The organism is Lysinibacillus sp. ZYM-1, from assembly GCF_001308875.1.
Lineage (GTDB): Bacteria > Bacillota > Bacilli > Bacillales_A > Planococcaceae > Lysinibacillus.
Map to the genome: position 1 here is coordinate 1 of NZ_KQ465157.1, position 20,853 is coordinate 20,853.

At 35.1% G+C, this 20,853-nt stretch carries 19 protein-coding genes; 15 read left to right on the forward strand and 4 right to left on the reverse strand.

Translation table 11 applies throughout. The features are described 5' to 3' along the window. The first annotated feature begins 207 nt into the window (after positions 1-207). The 4 genes from ade (at position 208) to AO843_RS24970 (ending at position 5,917) form a co-directional block, all read left to right on the forward strand. Positions 208-1,953, forward strand: coding sequence for an adenine deaminase (ade, locus tag AO843_RS22650; protein ID WP_054613320.1), 1,746 nt, complete (start codon positions 208-210; stop codon positions 1,951-1,953). A 558-nt stretch (positions 1,954-2,511) separates the two neighbouring features. Then, positions 2,512-2,982 carry a peptide-methionine (S)-S-oxide reductase gene (locus AO843_RS22655; RefSeq protein ID WP_054613321.1) on the forward strand — a complete coding sequence of 157 codons (471 nt, stop codon included), beginning with the start codon at positions 2,512-2,514 and terminating at the stop codon, positions 2,980-2,982. A 1,009-nt stretch (positions 2,983-3,991) separates the two neighbouring features. After that, positions 3,992-4,297, forward strand: a complete 306-nt coding sequence (locus tag AO843_RS22660) for a DUF3784 domain-containing protein (protein ID WP_054613322.1) — start codon at positions 3,992-3,994, stop codon at positions 4,295-4,297. A 1,482-nt stretch (positions 4,298-5,779) separates the two neighbouring features. Beyond that, complete coding sequence (locus tag AO843_RS24970) at positions 5,780-5,917, forward strand: hypothetical protein (RefSeq protein ID WP_197278990.1); 138 nt, start codon at positions 5,780-5,782, stop codon at positions 5,915-5,917. A 398-nt stretch (positions 5,918-6,315) separates the two neighbouring features. Here the strand turns inward: AO843_RS24970 and AO843_RS22670 are convergent, their stop codons facing one another. Next, positions 6,316-7,467 carry a DUF4179 domain-containing protein gene (locus AO843_RS22670; RefSeq protein WP_054613324.1) on the reverse strand — a complete coding sequence of 384 codons (1,152 nt, stop codon included), beginning with the start codon at positions 7,465-7,467 and terminating at the stop codon, positions 6,316-6,318. Beyond that, positions 7,439-8,032 (reverse strand): RNA polymerase sigma factor, encoded by a 594-nt coding sequence (locus tag AO843_RS22675; RefSeq protein WP_156314022.1) that lies wholly within the window; start codon positions 8,030-8,032, stop codon positions 7,439-7,441. The genes AO843_RS22670 and AO843_RS22675 overlap by 29 nt, the downstream gene beginning before the upstream one ends. A 442-nt stretch (positions 8,033-8,474) precedes the next feature. Here AO843_RS22675 and AO843_RS25470 point away from each other — a divergent pair, with 442 nt between their 5' ends. The 4 genes from AO843_RS25470 (at position 8,475) to AO843_RS22695 (ending at position 11,317) form a co-directional block, all read left to right on the forward strand. Further along, positions 8,475-8,600 (forward strand): hypothetical protein, encoded by a 126-nt coding sequence (locus AO843_RS25470; protein WP_255350398.1) that lies wholly within the window; start codon positions 8,475-8,477, stop codon positions 8,598-8,600. Next, a complete protein-coding gene (locus tag AO843_RS22680; RefSeq protein ID WP_054613325.1) occupies positions 8,593-8,802 on the forward strand; it encodes an EAL domain-containing protein in 210 nt (69 codons plus the stop codon). The genes AO843_RS25470 and AO843_RS22680 overlap by 8 nt, the downstream gene beginning before the upstream one ends. Positions 8,803-9,063: 261 nt before the next feature. Further along, a complete protein-coding gene (locus tag AO843_RS22685; protein ID WP_054613326.1) occupies positions 9,064-9,498 on the forward strand; it encodes a hypothetical protein in 435 nt (144 codons plus the stop codon). Positions 9,499-10,195: 697 nt separating this feature from the next. Beyond that, a complete protein-coding gene (locus AO843_RS22695; protein ID WP_054613328.1) occupies positions 10,196-11,317 on the forward strand; it encodes an alpha/beta hydrolase in 1,122 nt (373 codons plus the stop codon). Positions 11,318-11,502: 185 nt separating this feature from the next. Here the strand turns inward: AO843_RS22695 and AO843_RS22700 are convergent, their stop codons facing one another. Beyond that, a complete protein-coding gene (locus AO843_RS22700; protein WP_054613329.1) occupies positions 11,503-12,696 on the reverse strand; it encodes an MFS transporter in 1,194 nt (397 codons plus the stop codon). A gap of 242 nt (positions 12,697-12,938) precedes the next feature. On the opposite strand from AO843_RS22700, the gene AO843_RS22705 reads away from it, so the two are divergent. The 3 genes from AO843_RS22705 to AO843_RS22715 all read left to right on the forward strand — a co-directional run bounded on the left by AO843_RS22705 (position 12,939) and on the right by AO843_RS22715 (position 15,728). Further along, a complete protein-coding gene (locus AO843_RS22705) occupies positions 12,939-13,517 on the forward strand; it encodes a TetR/AcrR family transcriptional regulator (RefSeq protein ID WP_054613330.1) in 579 nt (192 codons plus the stop codon). A gap of 287 nt (positions 13,518-13,804) precedes the next feature. After that, positions 13,805-14,344, forward strand: coding sequence for a flavodoxin family protein (locus tag AO843_RS22710; protein ID WP_054613331.1), 540 nt, complete (start codon positions 13,805-13,807; stop codon positions 14,342-14,344). Between the two features lie 484 nt (positions 14,345-14,828). Continuing rightward, complete coding sequence (locus AO843_RS22715; RefSeq protein ID WP_054613332.1) at positions 14,829-15,728, forward strand: LysR family transcriptional regulator; 900 nt, start codon at positions 14,829-14,831, stop codon at positions 15,726-15,728. Positions 15,729-15,750: 22 nt separating this feature from the next. On the opposite strand, the gene AO843_RS22720 is transcribed toward AO843_RS22715, so the two are convergent. Next, the gene (locus AO843_RS22720) at positions 15,751-16,779 is read right to left on the reverse strand and encodes an S-layer homology domain-containing protein (protein WP_054613333.1); all 1,029 of its coding nucleotides are present in this window, start codon (positions 16,777-16,779) and stop codon (positions 15,751-15,753) included. Positions 16,780-17,519: 740 nt separating this feature from the next. Here AO843_RS22720 and AO843_RS22725 point away from each other — a divergent pair. The 4 genes from AO843_RS22725 to AO843_RS22740 all read left to right on the forward strand — a co-directional run bounded on the left by AO843_RS22725 (position 17,520) and on the right by AO843_RS22740 (position 20,439). Further along, positions 17,520-18,158, forward strand: a complete 639-nt coding sequence (locus AO843_RS22725) for a GntR family transcriptional regulator (RefSeq protein WP_054613334.1) — start codon at positions 17,520-17,522, stop codon at positions 18,156-18,158. Between the two features lie 20 nt (positions 18,159-18,178). Beyond that, on the forward strand, positions 18,179-19,228 hold the full coding sequence (locus AO843_RS22730; RefSeq protein ID WP_054613335.1) for a 2,3-butanediol dehydrogenase: 1,050 nt from the start codon (positions 18,179-18,181) through the stop codon (positions 19,226-19,228). 484 nt (positions 19,229-19,712) lie between these two features. After that, positions 19,713-19,862 carry a hypothetical protein gene (locus AO843_RS24975; RefSeq protein WP_054613336.1) on the forward strand — a complete coding sequence of 50 codons (150 nt, stop codon included), beginning with the start codon at positions 19,713-19,715 and terminating at the stop codon, positions 19,860-19,862. A gap of 187 nt (positions 19,863-20,049) precedes the next feature. Then, the gene (locus tag AO843_RS22740) at positions 20,050-20,439 is read left to right on the forward strand and encodes a membrane lipoprotein lipid attachment site-containing protein (protein WP_054613337.1); all 390 of its coding nucleotides are present in this window, start codon (positions 20,050-20,052) and stop codon (positions 20,437-20,439) included. Positions 20,440-20,853: the final 414 nt, after the last annotated feature.

The window sequence follows — 20,853 nt, forward strand, 5'->3', positions numbered from 1 at the left end:
GATTCGGCAGTGATTTACCAAATATTGAAAATGAAAGAGAAAGAAAAATGACAAAAGTCATCGAGAGTGAACTTCTCGATGGCTTTTGTCTACAGTCTGGAACGACCATTAATTAATGGTCGTTTTTTACTGACTTAATTATAAATAGTTGCAATGAGAGACACCTTTCAGGCATGATAGTTCATAAAAGAAAAAGGAGCAACAGTAATGACGACAAAATTACAACAAATTACACAAAATATCTTAGCCTCTCAAGGTAAAATAGAGGCAGATTTTATTCTTAGAAATGCTCAAATTGCAGATGTTTACACGTTATCGTGGAAAAAAGCCGATCTTGTTGTGAAGAATGGCACGATTGTGGCACTGGATAGCAACCACAAATTTTATGCAAAAGAGGAAGAGGATGCGGCAGGGAGCTATGTCATCCCAGGGTTGATAGATGGCCATATACATATTGAATCTTCTATGCTGACACCAGGGGAATTTAGTCGTGTCTTAATTCCTCATGGTATTACAACCGTCATCACTGATCCACATGAGATCGCTAACGTCGCAGGAGCAGAAGGGATTCAATTTATGCTTGATGATGCGCAAAAAGCTGATATGGATATTTTTGTGATGTTACCATCGAGTGTGCCAGGTACGCAGTTTGAAAACGCTGGTGCGACACTAACAGCCCAGGATCTCGAGCCATTTCTGCATCATGAACAAGTTCGTGGCTTAGCGGAGGTTATGGATTTCCCAGCAGTGTTAAATGGGGAAGAGGGGATGCTTCAAAAAATTTTATTATCAAAGGAAGCGAATCTGGTAATAGATGGGCATTGTGCTGGCTTACAAAGTGAGCAAATCACAGGCTATCGTGCTGCTGGGATTCAGACAGATCATGAATGTGTAACAGCACAAGAAGCCATTGATCGGGTAGAACAGGGGATGTATGTCCTTATTCGAGAGGGGTCAGCGGCTAAAAATTTACGTGACTTATTGCCTGCTGTTCAGCCACACAACGCACGTCGCTTTGGTTTTTGTACGGATGATAAATATGTAGACGAGTTAATGGATGAGGGAAGCATCAACTATGATGTTGCCATGGCGATTGCAGAAGGAATGGCACCCTTACAGGCAATTCAGCTAGCGACTGTTAATACAGCAGAATGTTATCGCTTATTTGATCGAGGAGTATTGGCTCCAGGTTATAAGGCTGATTTTGTGCTATTGGAGGATCTATCGAGCATGCAGGCAAAAACAGTTTGGAAAAATGGTCGTAAAGTGGCTGAACATGGTGAAATGCTGACAAATCGTCAAGAGCCAACAGTTCCTGCCCACATTCATCGCTCCGTTCACTTACCAAGCATAACAAAAGATAGGTTACAGCTATCATTCACAAAAGGAACGAAGGCAAATGTTATGGAAATTGTGCCGAATCAGCTGATTACCAATCATTTAGTGATGGATGTGCCTGTGAAAGAAGGCGTATTTGTACCATCCGTTGAACAAGACTTACTGAAATTAGCAGTGATTGAACGTCATCATCATTTGCATACAACGGGTTTAGGCATTGTTAAAGGATTTGGCTTACAGAAGGGAGCGGTAGCTACAACAGTAGCTCATGATTCACATAACGCCCTTGTCGTAGGCACAAATGACGAGGATATGGTCATGGCACTTTCCCGCATTCAGGAAATTCAAGGTGGCTTCGTCATTGTAGCCGAGGGTAAAATTCTCGCGGAGATGCCATTAACAATTGGGGGCTTAATGACAGATGTACCTGCACATCAAGCAAAAGAACAGCTAGCCAGCTTGCACAGTGCTTTGCAGATACTCAACCCAACCTTAGATTTTCATTTTCTACTAACATTTTCTTTTGTGGCATTACCGGTAATTCCTGCTTTAAAACTAACCGATACAGGCTTATTTGATGTAACAACCTTCCAGCATATAGCTGTGGAAGCATAGACGAAAAAACGACCTAGTTGCTAAGAGCGATTAGGTCGTTTTTCAAATTGATTATTTTGAAGGAGCTTTTTAATTGGAGATTTAAGATTGCTGCTGTAAATGTGTTCGTAGTGATTCCCTTTACCAATAATCTAAGGACGACACGGCATATTTAATAAGTCCAAAATATAATGGAGCTGTAGCATCATTGGTAAGTCAATTATGAGAGGTTCATCTCACCAATAGCAAGGACAAATGCCTTCCATTGTATGTAGCATAAGGGGGGATGGTATACCTCTTTTAAATGTTCAATTTCTCTTTCGGTAAACCACGGAATTCGTTTTCCGACTTTTGGTTCTTTATTTTAGTTGCTGCAATTTAGAAATATGTCCTTTTTCATGTGACCAAGGGAACAATGATTTCGGTGAGCAAGACTAGATGGTTTAGCTACACACTAGATTGCTAAGTATTCTTTTAGTTGAATAACTACATGAACTTGTGTTCAACAATTGGGCTATAATGTGAAATAATAAAATTAGTCATTATTTTAATGTGTAGTAAACAAAAAGGAGAATCAATATGGAAGTAGTATATTTTGCAGGTGGATGTTTATGGGGAGTACAAGCTTTTATTAAAACTTTACCTGGCGTTAGGTTTACAGAAGCAGGAAGAGCTAATGGAACAAGTCATACACTTGAGGGTGATTATGATGGGTACGCTGAATGTGTAAAAACAGAATTTGATCCGACAGTTGTAACAATAAGGGAATTAATGAGGTATTTCTTTGAAATTATTGATCCATACAGTTTGAATAAACAAGGACAAGATGTTGGCGAGAAATACAGAACAGGAGTATACAGTGAGAAGCTTGAACACTTAATCGAGGCGAAGGCGTTTCTTGGTGAGAGAAATGATTACGACCTTATAGTTGTTGAAGTATTACCTCTTACAAACTATATGAGAAGTGCAGAAGAACATCAAGATAGGTTAGCTAAATGTCCAAATGATTATTGTCATATTCCAGAAGAAATATTAAGTAAGTATAAGTAAGGGAGACTATACAGATTTTTTTCGTCTCTGTTCTTCTTAAACTATCGGGTACTTTACTTCAATTCAATACGTCTACTATTTTTCATCAATCTCTATATCTATTATAGAAACGAAGTAAGATGTAAAATCAAAAAACTGCATCCATTTGGATGCAGTCTTATTTTTTTCTAATCAGTGTATCCCCAAGAGGGATTCCAACAAAAACAACTAAAACGGTTAGAATTAACAGCGCTCGAAAAATAAAATACGCAACTTGATCGAACATCGTATCGCTCCTTCTTTTTTTATAATTCCTACCTTATATACCTGAATTATCGAACTCCTGTTGAAGAGTCAAACTAAATTATAAAAAAATCTTTTGTGCTTTTTATAATTTAGTTTACGCCATTCCAACGTATGTATGCAGTCGTTTACTTTAAATATTTTGAGATCTTCAACAATAGGACGCAATTCCTGAGTAGAAATTGTGCTCTTTTCTTTATCTATCGGGCCAGATTGTTGAGGAACGTTTTCAATAAATTGGATATTATTGTTGAAATATAGAGTAAGATTGTGAAGTTGAAGAAGATATATAATTTGGATTTTTTAATTGCATGTCATCAAAAGTAGATCAAAAGCTAATTTTTGTTTGATAAATATAAGTTATGCCATTAAAGGGTGCAGATCATAGTAAGGAATGCGTCTTTCTTCATTTAAGGGCCATGTTGTTGAATAACAACCTTTTATGAAATGTTACCAAATGACACTTTAGGTACATAAATAATGAAACTTTTATTACTCAACTTCCGTATTATATTATATAAGGGAAAAGTTTGAATTATTATATTACATTTACATAAAACCAAAAAAGTACTTTCAGTTCTGATACTAACTGATTATTCCCTATTCCCTATTCCATACTAACAGGAGGCTAATATGAGCAATCAAGTGAACATAGCGTATTGATATCATAATTCAAATAAAGGCATAACAAAGATTTGGACAATTCTATAAAAGGAGGACAAAAGAAATGGGAATTGAAATGGTAATCGGCCTAGTTTTCGGTGTATCTTTAATTTGGGCTGGCTATATTGTTCGGACAAAACAGGCATTTGCATTTCTTGCAGGTTTCAGGGAAACGTGGGAACCGGTTAATAAAGAAAGACTAGGGAACAGAGTCGGCATTCTCATAATTATTATTGGTATTATAGCCATTTTCACATCTATTTTTACCATATGGTTTGGGACTACAGTTGGAAAAATCTCTGGGGTCTTGGCTATTATTGATGTGATTTTGATTATTATAGTAATCGGATTAGATCAAATAGGATATTGAAAGGAGTATACACGTGGGATAATGGAGAATAAAAATAGTCCTGTTATTTACGATATTAAATACAATAGGAATATTCGCTATAATTCCATATGAGATAACTTTAATTGGCGATCAATCTGTACCGAGAGATATACCAACTTCATTAATAGTTATTATAAATTCAACTTTTCAAGTTCTATATATGTTTGTATTGATATTGGTTGGTTTAAGACTTCAAAATCGTACAGGGTTAAACGCTCCACTATTAAATGGAATTGTTTATCCTAAGACACGAGTACATATCTCGAAAAAGTGGTTAATCAATAGTATTGTTGTAGCATTAATTGGAAGCGTTATTTTAATTCTTCTTGATTTATTCGTATTTAGTCCTTTAATAGGAGTATCAATGGATCAACTCCCCTCACCAAATGATAATAGCTCCGATTACACCTAAAATACACCAACCAAAAGAAAAAAATTTAGTTTTCTCACTACGCAACGCAGCGTACATCAATATTTCCCTCCTACATCATTCGAGTGCTTTAGTTAATAAGAACAGGACTTGTGTTTATGATTAATTTTCATTTATGCAAGTCCTTTTGTTATGCTCCCACAAGCTCATACCATCTTAGTAGCACCATATAGATAGTCTATGTTTGATTCCATATTCCCCTCAACAATCATAGGTTCGTTAAATGCTAATAAGAGCTTGCTATGCAGTTCTTGTAACGGTCAATCTTTTTATTATCTATACACATTCATATCGGACCAATATTTGTAAAAATATATTCCACTTTACCAAGCGCTGATTATTCAGTTATTCAACTAACGAGCAGGTTATTTGAATGATGATATGGTAATATGTTGTAAATAGAATAATAGTACAAGCTTGGAGAGTGAATGTAATGAGGGTATTATTGGAGTTCATAAGAATGGTTTTTTTAATCATAATTTTTTATTTAATTTTAGGCAATATCGTTGCTTATATCTATCGACAATTAGGAGTGATAGATTCAATTACTTATGGAATCATGATGGTAATCTCAATTTTAATTATATTTACTGTTTTATATCGAAATAGGATGCAATTTAGTGGATGGTATAAAGGAGATGTTAAAGACAAACTCTCAAAAACATTGACAAAATGGCTGATTTCAATAGCACTTTTATTATTGTTATTACCACCAATTCTAAGTTTCTTATTCCACTGACGAGTGCTTTACATGAAGAACATTGAGTTGCATGTGCAGCTCTATTTATTTACGGGGAAGAAAGTGAAAATATTGTTGAATGGAACACCCTTGAACAATTAGCTACGGATAATAATGAAAAGTAGTTACATATATTCCTTATTCTAAAAGGGGCAATTGTTCAATAGAGCAGTCGCTTTTTTACTACCGGAGCAGAATACTTGAACAAGCGTGTAACTTTAAAACTTGTGAAACGTATACAATACTAAGTAAAAGTACATAGATAAATCATGATATAGATGGGGGAATTAGAATGGATGTAATCATTGGAATAGCTATAATACTTATTGTGTTTTTCTCTTCAAGCATAATTGAAAAAAGGTTAAAATCTATTGAAAAACAAAATACTCGAGTAATAGAAATACTGGAAGAAATAAGAGATAAAAAATAAATTGATATTCCACTTATGGGTGTTTTACTTCTAGGTGGTATTCCACAGAGATCTCATCCTTTTCTTAACAATTGGGCTATTAAGTAGATAAGGTAGAGAATAGTTTGCTATAAAATGAAGAATATAGGTAGGAAATATGAATAGAGAACCCCATCCTTACTTAGATCGGGGTTATCCTTGTTTGAGGTTTTAAAATTAAATAACTTTATTGTCACTTTACATTTCTCAGTGAACATAATAATTGAAAAAGGAAGTAATGAAAAAGGGATACCCTTTGTCGTTACTTCCTTTTTGTTTGAATCACGAGTTATTGTGTATACAGAATTTTAAACATCGTTGCATTCATAGTATTCTTCAGCTTCTTTAGGGGCTGTAACATGTATAAAAGCTGCGTGTATTTAATTATTTTGTGAGTTAATAGGTAGTGTAACCTCCAGTTCAGGAATATATTGAATCTTTGATTCACCATTTTCATCCAATTGATGTATCCCCATTTGGTAATCTTCATAAAGCTGCACATAAGGCTTGAGGGTTATTGTTTTTGGAATGGATTCAAATGGATGTAATCGATAATCCATAATCTGATCGCTACCATTCGGGTCATTCCAACCATTCCCACTAATTAATTTAAGTTTATTGCCTTGATCATCAAAAATATCTACGCCTATGGCCATTGCTAGTGGTGATAGGGAGAATTTTGAGTTGTCAGTCAAAACTTTTTGTGTAGTAATATTTGTCGTGATTGGTGTGAGTTCGATTTTTTTTACAGTAAAGCGAATATTGTCGTAATCTCGACTTACATTAGGTTGTAAAGTTACATAGTCTTCTATTTTATTTTTCACAGGAATATCAATTTTTAAAGGGTCCTGTATACCCGTTATGGTAGTACTCATTGTTAAATCAAACTGTTCGGGGAAAGGACGTCCACCTTGATTTCTAAGATCCGCAAATTCAATGATTGCAGAATCATTATCTTTCCCAGGGTGCATCATAATTCCGATGGAATTTGAATTTTCCGGGGCAAATGAGTTAATAGGAACATCATTAATGAACAATTTGATATCACTGATACGCTCCTGTAAAGTTTCTTTCTCATTTTCATTTTCTATATGGGGACGTTCAATAGCAATTGAAACACGTGTACCGTCATACACTACTTCAGATATACCTAATGTAAAGCCTTCATGAGTAACACTTGTATGAAGTTTCGTTGAAAGTCCTTTTTCATCAGCAGTTTGAAGACCTAAATCCCCTGCAAGTTTAAAAATGGATGATAGTATTGGTACTTCCTTCATTGTTGCTGCCATCGTTGGTGAAATTAAGCCAGTGATAAATACCAGACTAAAAATCATTGCTGCAGAGACTGTCATCGTCATTATTCTTTGACGTATTTTCCTACGAGTTTTAAAACTTTTTAACTGCTGTGTGTTACGTTTACTTTCATATTTGTTCATAGTACGATTAACTAAATCAACTTCTATAGGTGTTTCTCGAATAAATCTTTCTATCTGAGCTAACTCCTTATCCTCCAGCTTTGAACGAGTGTCCATAAATATCCCCTCCTAATATATTTTCTTTCATCAATTTTTTACGTAGTCGTTCATACTTTTTTCGCACGGTAGTTGGTTTAAGTCCCATAATAGAAGCAATTTCATCGAAACTATATTCCTCTATGGAACGAAGGAGCAGTATCCTTTTTTCATCTCCATTTAACTTTTCTAATAATTCGTGAATGATATTGTCATATCTAGATTCTTGACTATGAGTCTGATTCATATGATCCTTTTTAAAACCTGTCCAAAATTTGTAGACTTTATTTTTATTTTTTATTAAATCAATACAGTGGTGATGAGCAATTTTGTAAAGCCACGCGGAGAAAGAAGCAGTAAAAGTAAAATTACTAATATTCTCTAATCCCTTTATAAAAATGTCCTGTGAAGCATCCTCAGCTTCTTCTTTGCTGCCAAGTAGGTAGTAGCAATAAATATAAATTGGTTTTTGAAAACAACGAATTATTTCTGTATAGGCATGAATATCACCTGTTTGAACCTGTTCTACGATATTTTTTATATCTAAATCGGAAATCATCTTGGATTTAGTATTCAGTACAGTCAAAATGTTTCCCTCCTTTCTAACCTATATAACTGAAATTAAAGGGAATTTGTGACACTATAAAAAAATTATTTTTGAGAAGAATTAAAAGTAGATATAGAACCATAGTAAGGGGATATTTATATTTGTAAAGGTCGTAGGAAGCTCCTATAAAGTCAAAAACACTTTTAGTTGAAAAAAGATATTTTACATTGTCAAATCAACTTGAAGCCATCCAATCATCTTTTTTAATTTTTATTGAAAGAACCATAATGTTCAATATATCTGAAATCTCCTTTTCACGTTACTCCCCATGTTAGTTGCCATTTAATCTTAATAGACATGTTTTAGCTTTTATTATGATTGATTCACATCAACTTCTTTATTTCTTTAGATAAAATTTTCACTCTCTCCATATTAACTCCAGATAGGTCAAATATAGTTGAACTATCAAGGAGGTAAGAAAATGAATTTTATCAAACGTGCATTTTTAAGTGTTAAAGCAAGGAAAGGGAAATCAATAATACTATTTACTGTATTTTTAGTAGTTTCCAATTTAGTATTAGCGGGTTTTGCCATACAAAATGTCTAGTGGTCAATCAAATAAAAAGGTAAACGAATTGCTTACAAAGTTTATCAAAGCTTTGGATCTAAAAGTGATTATAGGGGGAGTAGAAAGTGTTGAGCATTTTAATTCCTTATCAGAAGCCGAGTATGATTCAATACAAGGCTATTACGTATCTAAACCTCTAACTATGAATGAGTTAACGATATTTATGAATGAGAATAGATAGACTCTTTTATCTATTTATCAAATAATAATACGCACTACCCTTTGGAATTCAAGGGTGTTGCGTTTTTTTGTTCCATAAAACCCCATATAGTATAGATAAATTTACATGAATCGCAAGATAAACTATTAATTAGAAGGGAACTCCAGATAATCTCCAGGAAATCTCTAGAAAATCTCCAGAGTATCTCCACAGTAACTACAGATAATGCCTTTATTATTTAACTTGTAAGACAAAATACATCTTAAAAGGAGATTAAAAACTATGAAAAAGAAAAAGAGATTGGCTGCTACTACTTTAGGTGCTGTATTTGCACTTTCCACATTGGGCTCTGCATTTGCAGCAGAAGTCCCAACCCAAATTATTGGAAGTAATGAATTTGTGGTTGATCAAGTGAGTAAACCTGCTAACTATAGTGAGATTTCAAAAGAAAAAGTACAAGCAATTTTCAACCAAGCAGAAGCAGGTACAATAACGAAAGAGGAAGCCATTAAACAACTGGATGAAGCTCTAGGGGCAAAGGAAGAGAAAAAAACTGCAAGTAAGCCAGCTAACTATAGTGAGATTTCAAAAGAAAAAGTACAAGTAATTTTTAACCAAGCAGAAGCAGGTACAATAACGAAAGAGGAAGCCATTAAACAACTGGATGAAGCTCTTGGGGTAAATAAAGTGAGTGGTCCAGTAAGTAAACCGAGTTAATTAATTTTAAGGAAATCTAAAAGAAGAGATACAATCGATTTTTAACCAAGTAGAAGCAGTTAACCCTACAAAAAAGAAAGCAATAAGAAACTTGACAAAGCCTTTTATAAGTAAAAAATAGTATGAAGAATAAAAAAGCACCGATACACTGTCTTTTTGGACATGTATGGGTGCTTTCTTTAATTTATTGTTGATAGTGCTTTTAAAACACGAAAAGCATGAATAAAGAACCTTTTAAATAACAAAAAATTAATCGTACAATAAAAAAGGGTACAAAAAAACAAAGTGTAATATGAGATACGTTTTGTCAGCTAAACTATTTTTTTCAGGTTCTTGAGGTACCATTATTTGGCGATGGAAATGTTCATATGGGTTACCTGTAGCATCGACAGGTAAGGAGATTTTTGCTCCCACAAAATAATGGTGTGGATTTGCTTGTCTAACGGCATCAAGGAGATTGGACCATACCGTCATTGCCCGCGTAGGAGATTCCCCAGAATCATTTAGTAATTATTTAATTGACGTTTCTTCGTCTCTCAAATTAGAACTTTGGAAAAAGTATTGCATTATGGTTCTTGTTTTACCATAAAATAGGATATTAGGCTGGGGGTAATTTAGTTGAAGGTTTTCAAATTTTCCTCTTTTCTAATAAACTATTAGATTCTGTCATGAGAATGTTTAATGGGGGTTGTATATTATGAAGATCATTAAGAAAACAGCCAAGGTAGTGGGAATAATTCTAGCTACATTGGTGGTGATTATAGGGAGTGGATACATATTTCTTGCGATTAACCCCTTTGGGAATAAACCAGGTAAACCAGTTGTAGATATTGAACGAAAGGTTGAAATTTGGGGAGAAGACGTTGCAGGTAATCATTCTGGAAGTAAGCTAGACGATATGAATATTAAGGGTAATCCGAACAGACTACTAGCTACATTCAAATTCTCCACTAACATTGTAGGGGAAAAATATAAAGACAATGAAGCTGCTATTGATACTTTTACCTATATCCATGAAATTGAAGGTGGCTATGAGAAAACTACCTATGAAGATGAGCCGTATCTGATTCCTTATACGGTGTCAAATAGTGACAGTGCCGTCATTGTTATCCCAGGTGGAGGCTATGGTTTTAAGGAAATGGATGGTGGAACTGCAGAAGGGAAAGATGTAGCTGAATCATTAAATCAGGCAGGTATTAATGCATTTGTTCTACACTATCGTTCCAACCCTTATGAATGGCCAATTCCACAATTAGATGTTCAGCGTGCTGTCCGCTATCTACGTTATCATGCAAATGATTATGGTATACATCCAGATAAAATTGGATTGATCGGTTTTAGTGCTGGTGGTTTTCAAACTGGTAGCTTTATTAACCTCATTCAGGGAGGGAATCTGTTCCCTGATAGTTACCAGCTTGATACCATCGATGCGGTCGATGATCAAGTAGCATCAGCAGCTATGATTTACCCTGCATTGACTTATCGTTATAATGTCCCTATGCTTTTTGCTTCTTTTAATGATGAAGATGTAAGAAATCCAGAAAAGCGTGAAGAGCTTTTGGATCAGACAGATCTACCTAAGCATTTCAAAACGGCTAATATACCTCAGTTTATTGCTTATGGGACGAAGGATTTTGCTGTTGGGGTAAAAGGACCACAGGAATATATTCAAGCTGCGCGAGTTGCAGATGCGGATGTCACTGTGATTGTGGCAGAAGGACAGAATCATGGCTTTAAGCAGGAACACTATATGAGGGAATATCTTGAATGGGTAAAAAAAGTTTTTGACTCTTCTAATGTGTCTTTGAAAGACGGTTGAAAAAAGAGAATAAAAAATGAAACCATACTTAAAAAATATCAAGAATGGGAAAGCGTTTTTGTTTATCATAATAAGAAATAAAAATAGATTAATTTGGTGTGTTAAGAATAAAGCGAATTTGGAATTATTATCTTCCAAATTCGCTTCTTTTTGTTTAAGTAATGATAAAAGGCTCTTTAAATAGATTACTTCTTCTCTGTGGCAAAATAAAGTATGGAAAGTATAGGTGGGATTATTCCGATCCATAATGCAGTACTCCATCCTCCCATTGCGTAGGCCAATCCCCCGATTGCTGAGCCAATTGCACCACCAAAAAAGAAAATTGCCATGAATAGCCCATTCAGACGACTACGAACTTCGGGACTCAACGAGAAAAGTTCACGTTGGCTGAGCACAAGATTTGCGGATACTCCAGCATCCAACAATAAGGATGAAACAACGAGAACAGCTATTCCAATAGGTGAGCTAGTTTGAATAATAAGCGGCAATAAAAGAGAAATGACAACTGTAAGAAGTGCTATTCCTGTTGCAAGTCTAGTCAAGCCAAGGTCGGCAATTCGTCCTGCAATGGGCGCAGCTATTGCACCAGCGACGCCAACAAGCGCGAATAACGCAACGTCTTTCTGAGAAAAATGAAAGGCAGGGCTAGTTAACAGTTGTGGAACTGTTGTCCAAAACAAACTAAAAGATGCAAATACACCTGCATGATATGCTGCCCGACGGCGTAATATCGGGGTTGTTCGTAACAAATGCCACATAGAACCTAGTAGAGCTATATAGTGTGTGTCCGTTGAAGGCTTTCTTGTAGGTAACACCTTTGAAAGTACAATAGCCAAAATCATAATAATTATGGCTGACAAAATGAATATCGCATGCCAGCCAAGAAACTCAGCGACTAAACTCGACAAAGGACGTGAGAGCATGATTCCAAGTAACAAACCGCTCATGACATTGCCGACAACACGGCCACGTGAAGAATCAGATGAAAGATATGAAGCAAAAGGTACGAGTACTTGCGTAGCTACCGAACCTAAACCTATGACAAACAAAGCGACTAAGAACAGCAAAATTTGTTTGGTCATTGCTGTAATTGCAAGGGCGAGTGCCGTGATAAGTAAAGATGAGACAATCAGTTTACGATTTTCAAGAATATCTCCTAAAGGAACGATAAATAGCAAACCGACTACGTAACCGATTTGTGTTAACGTAACGATTAAGCCAGAACTGTTTGCAGACAACCCCATTGATGAGCTAATTACCCCAACTAAAGGCTGCGCGTAATATAAATTTGCTACAATGATACCGCATGCGGCAGCCAAAAGAATGGTTAACCACGAAGGAATGTTTTTTTCGATTATTTGTTTCTTTATAGCAGTCATTTTGTCCAACTCCTTGTATGTGAAATAGAATGCTTTACAGCTAATAATTAAAACGTCGTGTAGTTTCCCTCCATAATTAGTCTTCATTTTATATACTAAACGTTTAGTATATAAAATGATTAACCATATAATATACTGAACGTGTAGTTTTGTAAATGGGTAATTTCAACTTTCTGTTTTTTTATATAATTGATATACTGAACATACAGTTTATTAATTTCGGAAGAAAGGTGGTATTTATGATGAATGGAAAAAGAGGCAGACCGCGTAATTTAGAAGCACAAAAATCAATCCTCTCCGCATCTTATGAGTTATTGTTGGAACATGGATTTCAAGCTGTTACAGTTGATAAAATTGCAGAATATGCCCAAGTTAGCAAAGCAACTATTTATAAATGGTGGCCAAACAAAGCTGCAGTAGTGATGGATGGTTTCCTTTATGCTGCCTCTGAAAGATTGCCTGTGCCTGATACCGGTTCGGCGTACAATGATATTCTAATTCACGCCACAAATTTAACCTTGTTTTTGACGAGTCGGGAGGGGACCATAATTACGCAGTTATTAGGTGAAGGACAGTTTGATTCAGGGTTGGCAGATGCCTATCGTGCTCGATACTTCCATCCCCGCCGACTTGAAGCAAGAAGTCTTTTGGAAAAAGGAATTCAACGCGGTGAATTGAAAAAAAGTATCGACATTGATATATGTATTGATTTAATTTATGGTCCGATCTTCTATCGATTACTTGTGACTGGCGAAATTTTAGATGAACCCTATGTACAACAATTAATAGTAAACGCTTTCGAAGGAATTCGTTCTACCTAGGTGTAATCAAATCATCCTATTAAATAAATGACCAGGCCTCATGATAAAAGTGAGTACCTGGTTTTTTATTTGATAACAAAAATAAATGTAAAAGGTGCTTTTAATATCTCTCCTAGGCGATATAACTCAAATAAACCTATCCAGAGACAACTGCTTTTCTATTTTATAATCAATTTTTTCGATTGATTTTATCGAAATAATCATCTTTATCGATTTGTAATATCATAATAAGATATAAGTATTCGGGAACAATAGTAAAAAACTTCAAAGAAGAGGGGATAACCAAAATGTCAATAGCAGTTATTTATGGTGGAAATCGACCAAACGGAAATGTAGAAACTTTAACAAAATTAGTCACTCAAGACCTAATTGTTGAAGAAATTTATCTAAAGGATTATTCAATTCAACCAATAATTGATAAGCGCCATGCAGAAGGAGGTTTTTCTGAAGTCAACGATGATTATAACGCCATCATTGAGCGGATACTTCCGCATGATATTCTAATATTTTCTACCCCTATTTATTGGTATAGTATGACAGGAACGATGAAGAACTTTATTGATCGATGGTCACAAACTTTACGAGATCAAAATTACCCCAATTTCAAGGAGATGATGTCTTCTAAAAAAGCGTATGTAATTGCAGTTGGCGGAGATATGCCATATATAAAAGGTTTACCAATGATCCAGCAATTTCAACATATCTTTGACTTTATGGGGACAACTTTTGAAGGATATATTTTAGGAGAAGGCAACAAACCAGGGGACATAGTTCAAGATTTAAAAGCAATGTCTGCAGCTGAACATCTTAGAAAAGAATTACAATAGCATGAGCAGACAGTCAATGGCGAATCTATGTTGATAGTCGTAAATGTCCTTTGATTTTTTATTTAGGTAATTAGAAAGCAGGTCACCCCAAAAAAACTTCAACCTTATTAGTCTTAGGCTCTAATCATTTGTTGATAGCAGAATGCTATATAGTAGTTATTTGTTGGGTTAACATAAGAAACGGATTTGGACGATATGTAGTTCCCAAATCCGTTTCTTTTTATTAGATAAAAGGTTTTTTTATTCATACTCCGTTTGCTTGAATATCCAACATAGCGAAAACGACGATATCACTTAATAGTATCAATAGGTCATAATCGTTATTCAAATTTGCTTTGTACGCTGGAACTACTGAAAAATAATTTTCATTTGACCTCAATCTCTTTCTTTCAGCCACTTCCTAGTGTAAACTGGACTTTGCTATCGATAAAAGTGAATGTTTTAGAAAAGTATATCGAAAAAATTGATTAAGGAGGGCAAGGAAATGGATATGAAGCAACTTCAAACGTTTATAATAGCAGCTGAAACATTAAGCTTCACACAAACGGCACAGCGCTTAGATTACGCTCAATCAAGTATTACAGCCCAGATTAAAACATTAGAAAAAGAGTTAAACGTTATTCTTTTTGAAAGACTGGGGAAGCGTATTATTCTAACAGAAGAGGGCAAGTGTCTACAACAGTATGCCAAAAAAATGTTAGAACTAGATCGTGAAATGAAAAAAGCTATGTCTAACGAACAGGAGCAAGTAGTGTTAAAAGTAGGTGCCCAAGAAAGTCAATGTGTTTATCGACTCCCAAGCATTTTGCAGCAATTTCAACAGGCTCATCCCTATGTAAAAATTATATTTAAACCTGTGCATACGACTGAAATTGCCAAGGAGTTATTGCAAACAGGTGAGTTAGATGTTGCTTTTATCACAGATACGTATCAGGAAACAGCGATGCTACATCGAGAACGTCTACTCGAAGAACAGCTTGTTTTTGTGAGTACATCGAGAGATAGTAGGGAGCCACTATCAGCTTCCCAGCTTTCAACAGAAACCATGTTGTTAACGGAAACGGGGTGCTCCTATCGCAATCATTTAGAAGCACAGCTACAGCAGGAGAGTATTATGCCTCTTCAAATGATAGAGTTTGCCAGCATAGAAGCGATTAAACAATGTGTGATTGCCGGTTTAGGTATTACGTTTTTACCTAGAATGGTTGTAGAAAAGGAACTGGAAAATGGACAATTAGTAGAAATTAAGTCGGCTTTAAACTTAGACCCCATCTTTACAGACATTGCTTGGCATAAAGATAAACATATGGAGTCTTGCCTCCTAGATTTTATTGCCATTGCCAAGCAGAGGTATGAAACTTTTGGTACTCAAAAAAGAGCCTGAATGAATCAGACTCTCATGTGAACTATTGTTGTTTCAAGGTACCAGAAAAATTAGTGCCTTCGTTACGCTCTGCACGACAATCAATTTCTGTAACTTTCAGTGCATTATTTGTTAATCGCTCAAACTCGACGACACAGCGATTGCCGTTGGCAGACTTATTCATTAAAGCTTTATTACTACTTGTTACTGTGGCAGTGCCATTCACCTTACCTGAAGCTGACCCATCATTTGTTGTTAAAGCAATAGAAAAGCTGTTGCTTGTGGCGTTGGAAATGATAGCATCGCGGCGGTTAAAATCATTTACGCCTTTCCCCCACTTATAATAATACGTATAAACGCCTTCCCAAGCACTCTTGCCAGGAGTAGTTTGTTGCAAAGATTTATCGAGCTGACTTTGGCCATTTTTTGCACGTGTATTTAATGACAAATTGTTAGCATTGTCATGAATGGCTTGCGCATCTCCAGAAATTTCATAAAAATTTCGTTCATCCATGCGATACAGCATCGTCACAACTTGTGCACGTGTCATATTGTTCGTCACACCATAAAACTTTTGCAAATTACGATCTTCATACTGCGGATTTTGTCCTGAAGAAATATAATAATCAAGTAAAAACTGAATAGATTGATCTAATCCTTTTTTACCGCTTGCTAAATGAGCAACAGCCTGTGCCACGACACCGCGCTTCACTGTTGCAGCTCGAATCCGATTATCAAAATAGCCGTTTAACGGCACACCATAGCTAGCAAGCTGGTTATAAAATTCATCCGACCAGTTTGCAGAAGGGGTCTGTTTTTTTAATTCATCGATGGGGGATTCAAGCTCGTAAAAATTAGCTAAAAGCTTTGCTAATTGTTGTTCTGTAATCGTAGCATTCGGTTTAAATGTACCATCTGTAAAACCATTCACAATATCATATTCTTCTGCCCATTGGATGGCTTCATAGGCATAATGATTCTCGGACACATCTTTAAATCCTGCAGCTTTTACATGGCCTGCACTGCCTACGATAAGAATGGAAAATAATAATGTACATATTAATTTTTTCATTTGTCATCTTCATCCTTTCTTGCTCATTATGTTAATAGTTTGCAGGAAATGGATAAAAACTGCAAATTTTTCTAAATGTAATAGACTACTATATGCAAAAAAATAATCGCTATCCTTTGCTGGAAAGCGATTATTTAGCGTTATTTATTGGGCTAATGTGTTTCGTGTCATAAATGTTGAATCGTCACAAGCCTGCTTCTGGCAAAAAAGGGGAATAGTAAAACGACAGTTCATCCAAACGTTCCTTAACACGGGCACAAGCAGTAAAAGTACTCAACCAATTATTCGAACGACCAGCTCATGAAGGAATCACAGCGTCTACATTAAGGATGACACGTCTACACGTTGGGTAATTGGAGAAATTGAAGCGGCTGTAACAGAAAGAATGGTCAAAAAATAAAAAGAAACTACACATATACGGTTTGGGAGGATGCGCCGTTGCATTTGTAGTTTTTTATTGGGTCTATTTATAAAAATTTTCAAACAAAATTAAACCCACTCATTTGGATCAATTTTTATTATAAAGCTACAAATAGTTCGATGAGGAAGTATAGGCCATTCTTCTAATTTTTCAAGTAAGCTACAACTGCTCCTCAATCAAAATCATTGAAAGTAAATCATTTTCGTATTAAAATAACGAATATAGATTATCGATAATCTATAATGGATAACATTTTTACTAGCCACCCTATACACAGAACTATTAAAATAGAGAGATATAAATTTATTGGAGTGGTTTGATGGGGTTTAATGGAAATTCAATATCAAAAAAAACAATTGCAGAACAAATAGCAGAGCAATTATTATTTCGCATATTTTCAGGTCAATATGTACAAGGTCAGCGTTTGATAGAATCGGAAATCGCAAAAGAGTTACAAGTAAGTCACGCACCTGTCCGAGAGGCTCTCTATCTTTTACAAAAAGATGGTGTAGTTGAAAAAGTACAGCATAAAGGTGTAAGCGTTAAAATTATTTCGGATCAGGAATTGAAGGATTATTTGGAGACGCTGTATCACCTGTTGGATATTGCACTTACAAAGTGTGAACCAAAATGGACTGCCGATTTTCAAAATGAACTATTACTTCGTTTTGAAGCCATGAAACAAAGAAAGTCCGCTGAAAATATTTACGAATATGTTGTATCGTTTGCCCACTTGTTAGAATTGTTTTTTGATATTACAGGAAATATTGCAATGCTACGATTTTTTAAAGAAACTATATTTGTTACAAATGTCGCAGCACAAACAAAATGGAAAATGAATCTAATTGAATCCTATCATATGTCCATTCATACGTTTATCAAGTGTATAGAAGCGTCGGATTTTGAAAATGCACGAACGGCTATTAAAGATGTTATTTTATGGCATCATTTTAATTAAATAGTATGGGGGCAAGGTATATGAAAGCAGCAGTTTGGCATGGTGTAAAAGATATTAGAGTTGAAGACGTTGAATTACGATCTTTAAGAGAAGATGAAGTGAAAGTAAAAGTAGCATGGGCCGGTATTTGTGGAAGTGATTTACATGAATATCAAGAAGGACCAGTATTTATACCAGTTGATCAAAAAGCGGATTTAACGAAAGAAGTTGCACCACTGACAATGGGGCATGAATTTGCAGGTGTAATCGAAGAAGTTGGTTCTATGGTTACAAACTATAAAGTAGGAGACCGTGTGGTAATCAATCCTACATTAACATATAGAAAGAAACATGAAGATATAGACCGTTATGATGGATTTAATTTCATCGGATTACATGGAAATGGTGGGTTTGCAAAATATGCTAACGTTCCTGAATCAAATGTACATCGTTTAGCTGACAACCTAACATTACAAGATGGTGCTTTAGTAGAACCGATGGCTGTAGCTGTACAAGCTGTTAAAGATGCTGGAGTTACTTTAGGAGATTCAGTTGCAGTGTTCGGTGCGGGACCAATTGGATTATTAACAGTCATCGCTGCTAAAGCATCTGGTGCAAGCAAAGTCATCGTATTGGATTTATCTGATGATCGATTGGAAAAAGCGAAAGAATTAGGGGCAACTCATATTATTAACTCTGGGAAAGAAAATCCTGTTCAAGCAGTTCGAGCTATTGTACAAGATGGGGTGGATGTTTCCTTTGAAGTTGCTGGAGTTGCGCCTACTTTTAAACAAGCTATTGATGTAACAAAAGCTCGTGGTAATATGATGATTGTTTCTATTTTTGCGAGACCAATTGAGTGGAATCCAATTCATCTGACAAACACTGGAGTGAATATCCTATCTTCCATTGTTTATACACCAACAATGTTCCAAAGAACAATTGATGCAATGAGCACGGGTCAACTAAATCCACAAGGAATTATCACTAGTCAAATAAAATTAGACGAAATCGTGGACAAAGGATTTGAAGCGTTAACAAACGACAAAACTCAATCCAAAATTTTAGTCGAGTTAAGTGGCGAAAAATAATATAACGCCAAAGTGTAATTTTAAATCTAAGCTTGAAAAGGAGCATGCTTTATTGTAGCTATGCTCCTGATCTTCTTTGATTTGAAATACAACTAAAACCTCAGACAACTGAAACGAAAAGCGCTTGAAACCTTATGAATAATAGGTTTTGAGCGTTTTTTTGATTGTATAGATATTTTGTATGGGTAGCCCCTCTAGCAATGCCTACCTCAACGAAAGCATTTAGAGTTGTTACAATTAGAAGAAACAATGAAATATGTTGCGATTTCGGAATTCTTTATTACGAAAGAGGAACTCAAATGACTAATAAATATCAGATATGAGGCTTGAAGGAATGAAAGTCATTTTATTTTTTTACTGATATATGAAAGGTTAGCAGTACACTAATAAAGTAATAAGGTTTACTTCAGTAAAATAAGGTATAATATTATATTTGTTGAATAGATTCTCTTTAAAGACAAGACAAGAAAAGTAGGTGAACAAAGTGGGGAAATATCAATTGGATACCAAAGGTAAGGCAGCTGTGACAAAGTATCATGAAAAACACAAGCCCGCCAAATTTGATAAAAAGCAGCAACTTGAAAAAATACGTGAGGAGTATTTGAAAAAGAAGCAAAAACAAACAGATAAATAATATGAATGAAAACATAGGAAGACTAAAATCTCCCTATGTTTTTTTTATTCCATTGTTTAGAAAAGCATTGATAAGTAAGATATATCTTCAAAATTATCGAAAATAGACCAATGGCAACTGGCTATTCACGGTTACGCTTGTGATATATTCATTATAGGTAAATTTAGTAAAAAAGGAGAATGGTTAAATGAATAAAATAGTTTTCCCGATACTAATCGTTATTATATTGACTGGATGCAATGTATTTCCAACCGGTATTCATAAACAACCAGAAGGCAAAGTTATTTTTGATGATGAGCATTATACTATGATTCCAAGTAATTATGAATGGAAAGAAAGGGATTTTGAAGTAAGTCAAAAAGGTTCTCTTGATATTAGCGAATTAGCAGATGATTTCGAAACATTAGAAGTCGAAAAAGGAGATATATTAAAGTTTATAATTGATAAGGATCCAATCTCCATTACCGCAACTATAATGAATGAAGATGGTACATTTGAAAATGCTGAAATTAAAGATGAAAAAATAACCATGCCATCTAAAGAGGGTTATTATATTTATGAACTTAATGCTAGATGAGATAAAGGAAAAGAATCATTTATTTTTGATGTTAATGTAGAATGAAAATCCAAATCCCTTTTCTAGAGTGTTGGTTAACAAAAATACAAAAATTCAAAGGTGTGCTTGATAAACCAACAACCATCGAATACATTAAATACACTGCAACATTTGATGTAGAATTAGCTTTTTTTGAAGCGAGTGATTGGGTATTCAAAATCAACTTATCCAAGCTGTAACAGGAGTAGGGAAAATCCACGCCTATTACGACGAAAGGGTAATCAAAACCCTGTATAAAACAAATGAGGTAGTCGATTCAATTCGACTACCTCATTACAGACTGTAGACAAAAGCCATCGAGAAGTTCACTCTCGATGACTTTTGTCATTTTTCTTTCTCTTTCATTTTCAATATTTGGTAAATCACTGCCGAATC

Bases quoted from the DNA above. Each gene is read 5' to 3' on its own strand.
- AO843_RS22710 (WP_054613331.1), top strand. From the start codon at position 13,805: ATGTCAATAGCAGTTATTTATGGTGGAAATCGACCAAACGGAAATGTA.
- AO843_RS22680 (WP_054613325.1), top strand. From the start codon at position 8,593: ATGTCTAGTGGTCAATCAAATAAAAAGGTAAACGAATTGCTTACAAAG.
- AO843_RS22700 (WP_054613329.1), bottom strand. From the start codon at position 12,696: ATGACTGCTATAAAGAAACAAATAATCGAAAAAAACATTCCTTCGTGG.
- AO843_RS22725 (WP_054613334.1), top strand. From the start codon at position 17,520: ATGGGGTTTAATGGAAATTCAATATCAAAAAAAACAATTGCAGAACAA.
- AO843_RS25470 (WP_255350398.1), top strand. From the start codon at position 8,475: ATGAATTTTATCAAACGTGCATTTTTAAGTGTTAAAGCAAGGAAAGGG.
- AO843_RS22670 (WP_054613324.1), bottom strand. From the start codon at position 7,467: ATGGACACTCGTTCAAAGCTGGAGGATAAGGAGTTAGCTCAGATAGAA.
- AO843_RS22660 (WP_054613322.1), top strand. From the start codon at position 3,992: ATGGGAATTGAAATGGTAATCGGCCTAGTTTTCGGTGTATCTTTAATT.
- AO843_RS22715 (WP_054613332.1), top strand. From the start codon at position 14,829: ATGGATATGAAGCAACTTCAAACGTTTATAATAGCAGCTGAAACATTA.
- AO843_RS22705 (WP_054613330.1), top strand. From the start codon at position 12,939: ATGAATGGAAAAAGAGGCAGACCGCGTAATTTAGAAGCACAAAAATCA.
- AO843_RS22730 (WP_054613335.1), top strand. From the start codon at position 18,179: ATGAAAGCAGCAGTTTGGCATGGTGTAAAAGATATTAGAGTTGAAGAC.
- AO843_RS22720 (WP_054613333.1), bottom strand. From the start codon at position 16,779: ATGAAAAAATTAATATGTACATTATTATTTTCCATTCTTATCGTAGGC.
- AO843_RS22695 (WP_054613328.1), top strand. From the start codon at position 10,196: ATGAAGATCATTAAGAAAACAGCCAAGGTAGTGGGAATAATTCTAGCT.
- AO843_RS24970 (WP_197278990.1), top strand. From the start codon at position 5,780: ATGGATGTAATCATTGGAATAGCTATAATACTTATTGTGTTTTTCTCT.
- AO843_RS22685 (WP_054613326.1), top strand. From the start codon at position 9,064: ATGAAAAAGAAAAAGAGATTGGCTGCTACTACTTTAGGTGCTGTATTT.
- AO843_RS22655 (WP_054613321.1), top strand. From the start codon at position 2,512: ATGGAAGTAGTATATTTTGCAGGTGGATGTTTATGGGGAGTACAAGCT.
- AO843_RS22740 (WP_054613337.1), top strand. From the start codon at position 20,050: ATGAATAAAATAGTTTTCCCGATACTAATCGTTATTATATTGACTGGA.
- ade (WP_054613320.1), top strand. From the start codon at position 208: ATGACGACAAAATTACAACAAATTACACAAAATATCTTAGCCTCTCAA.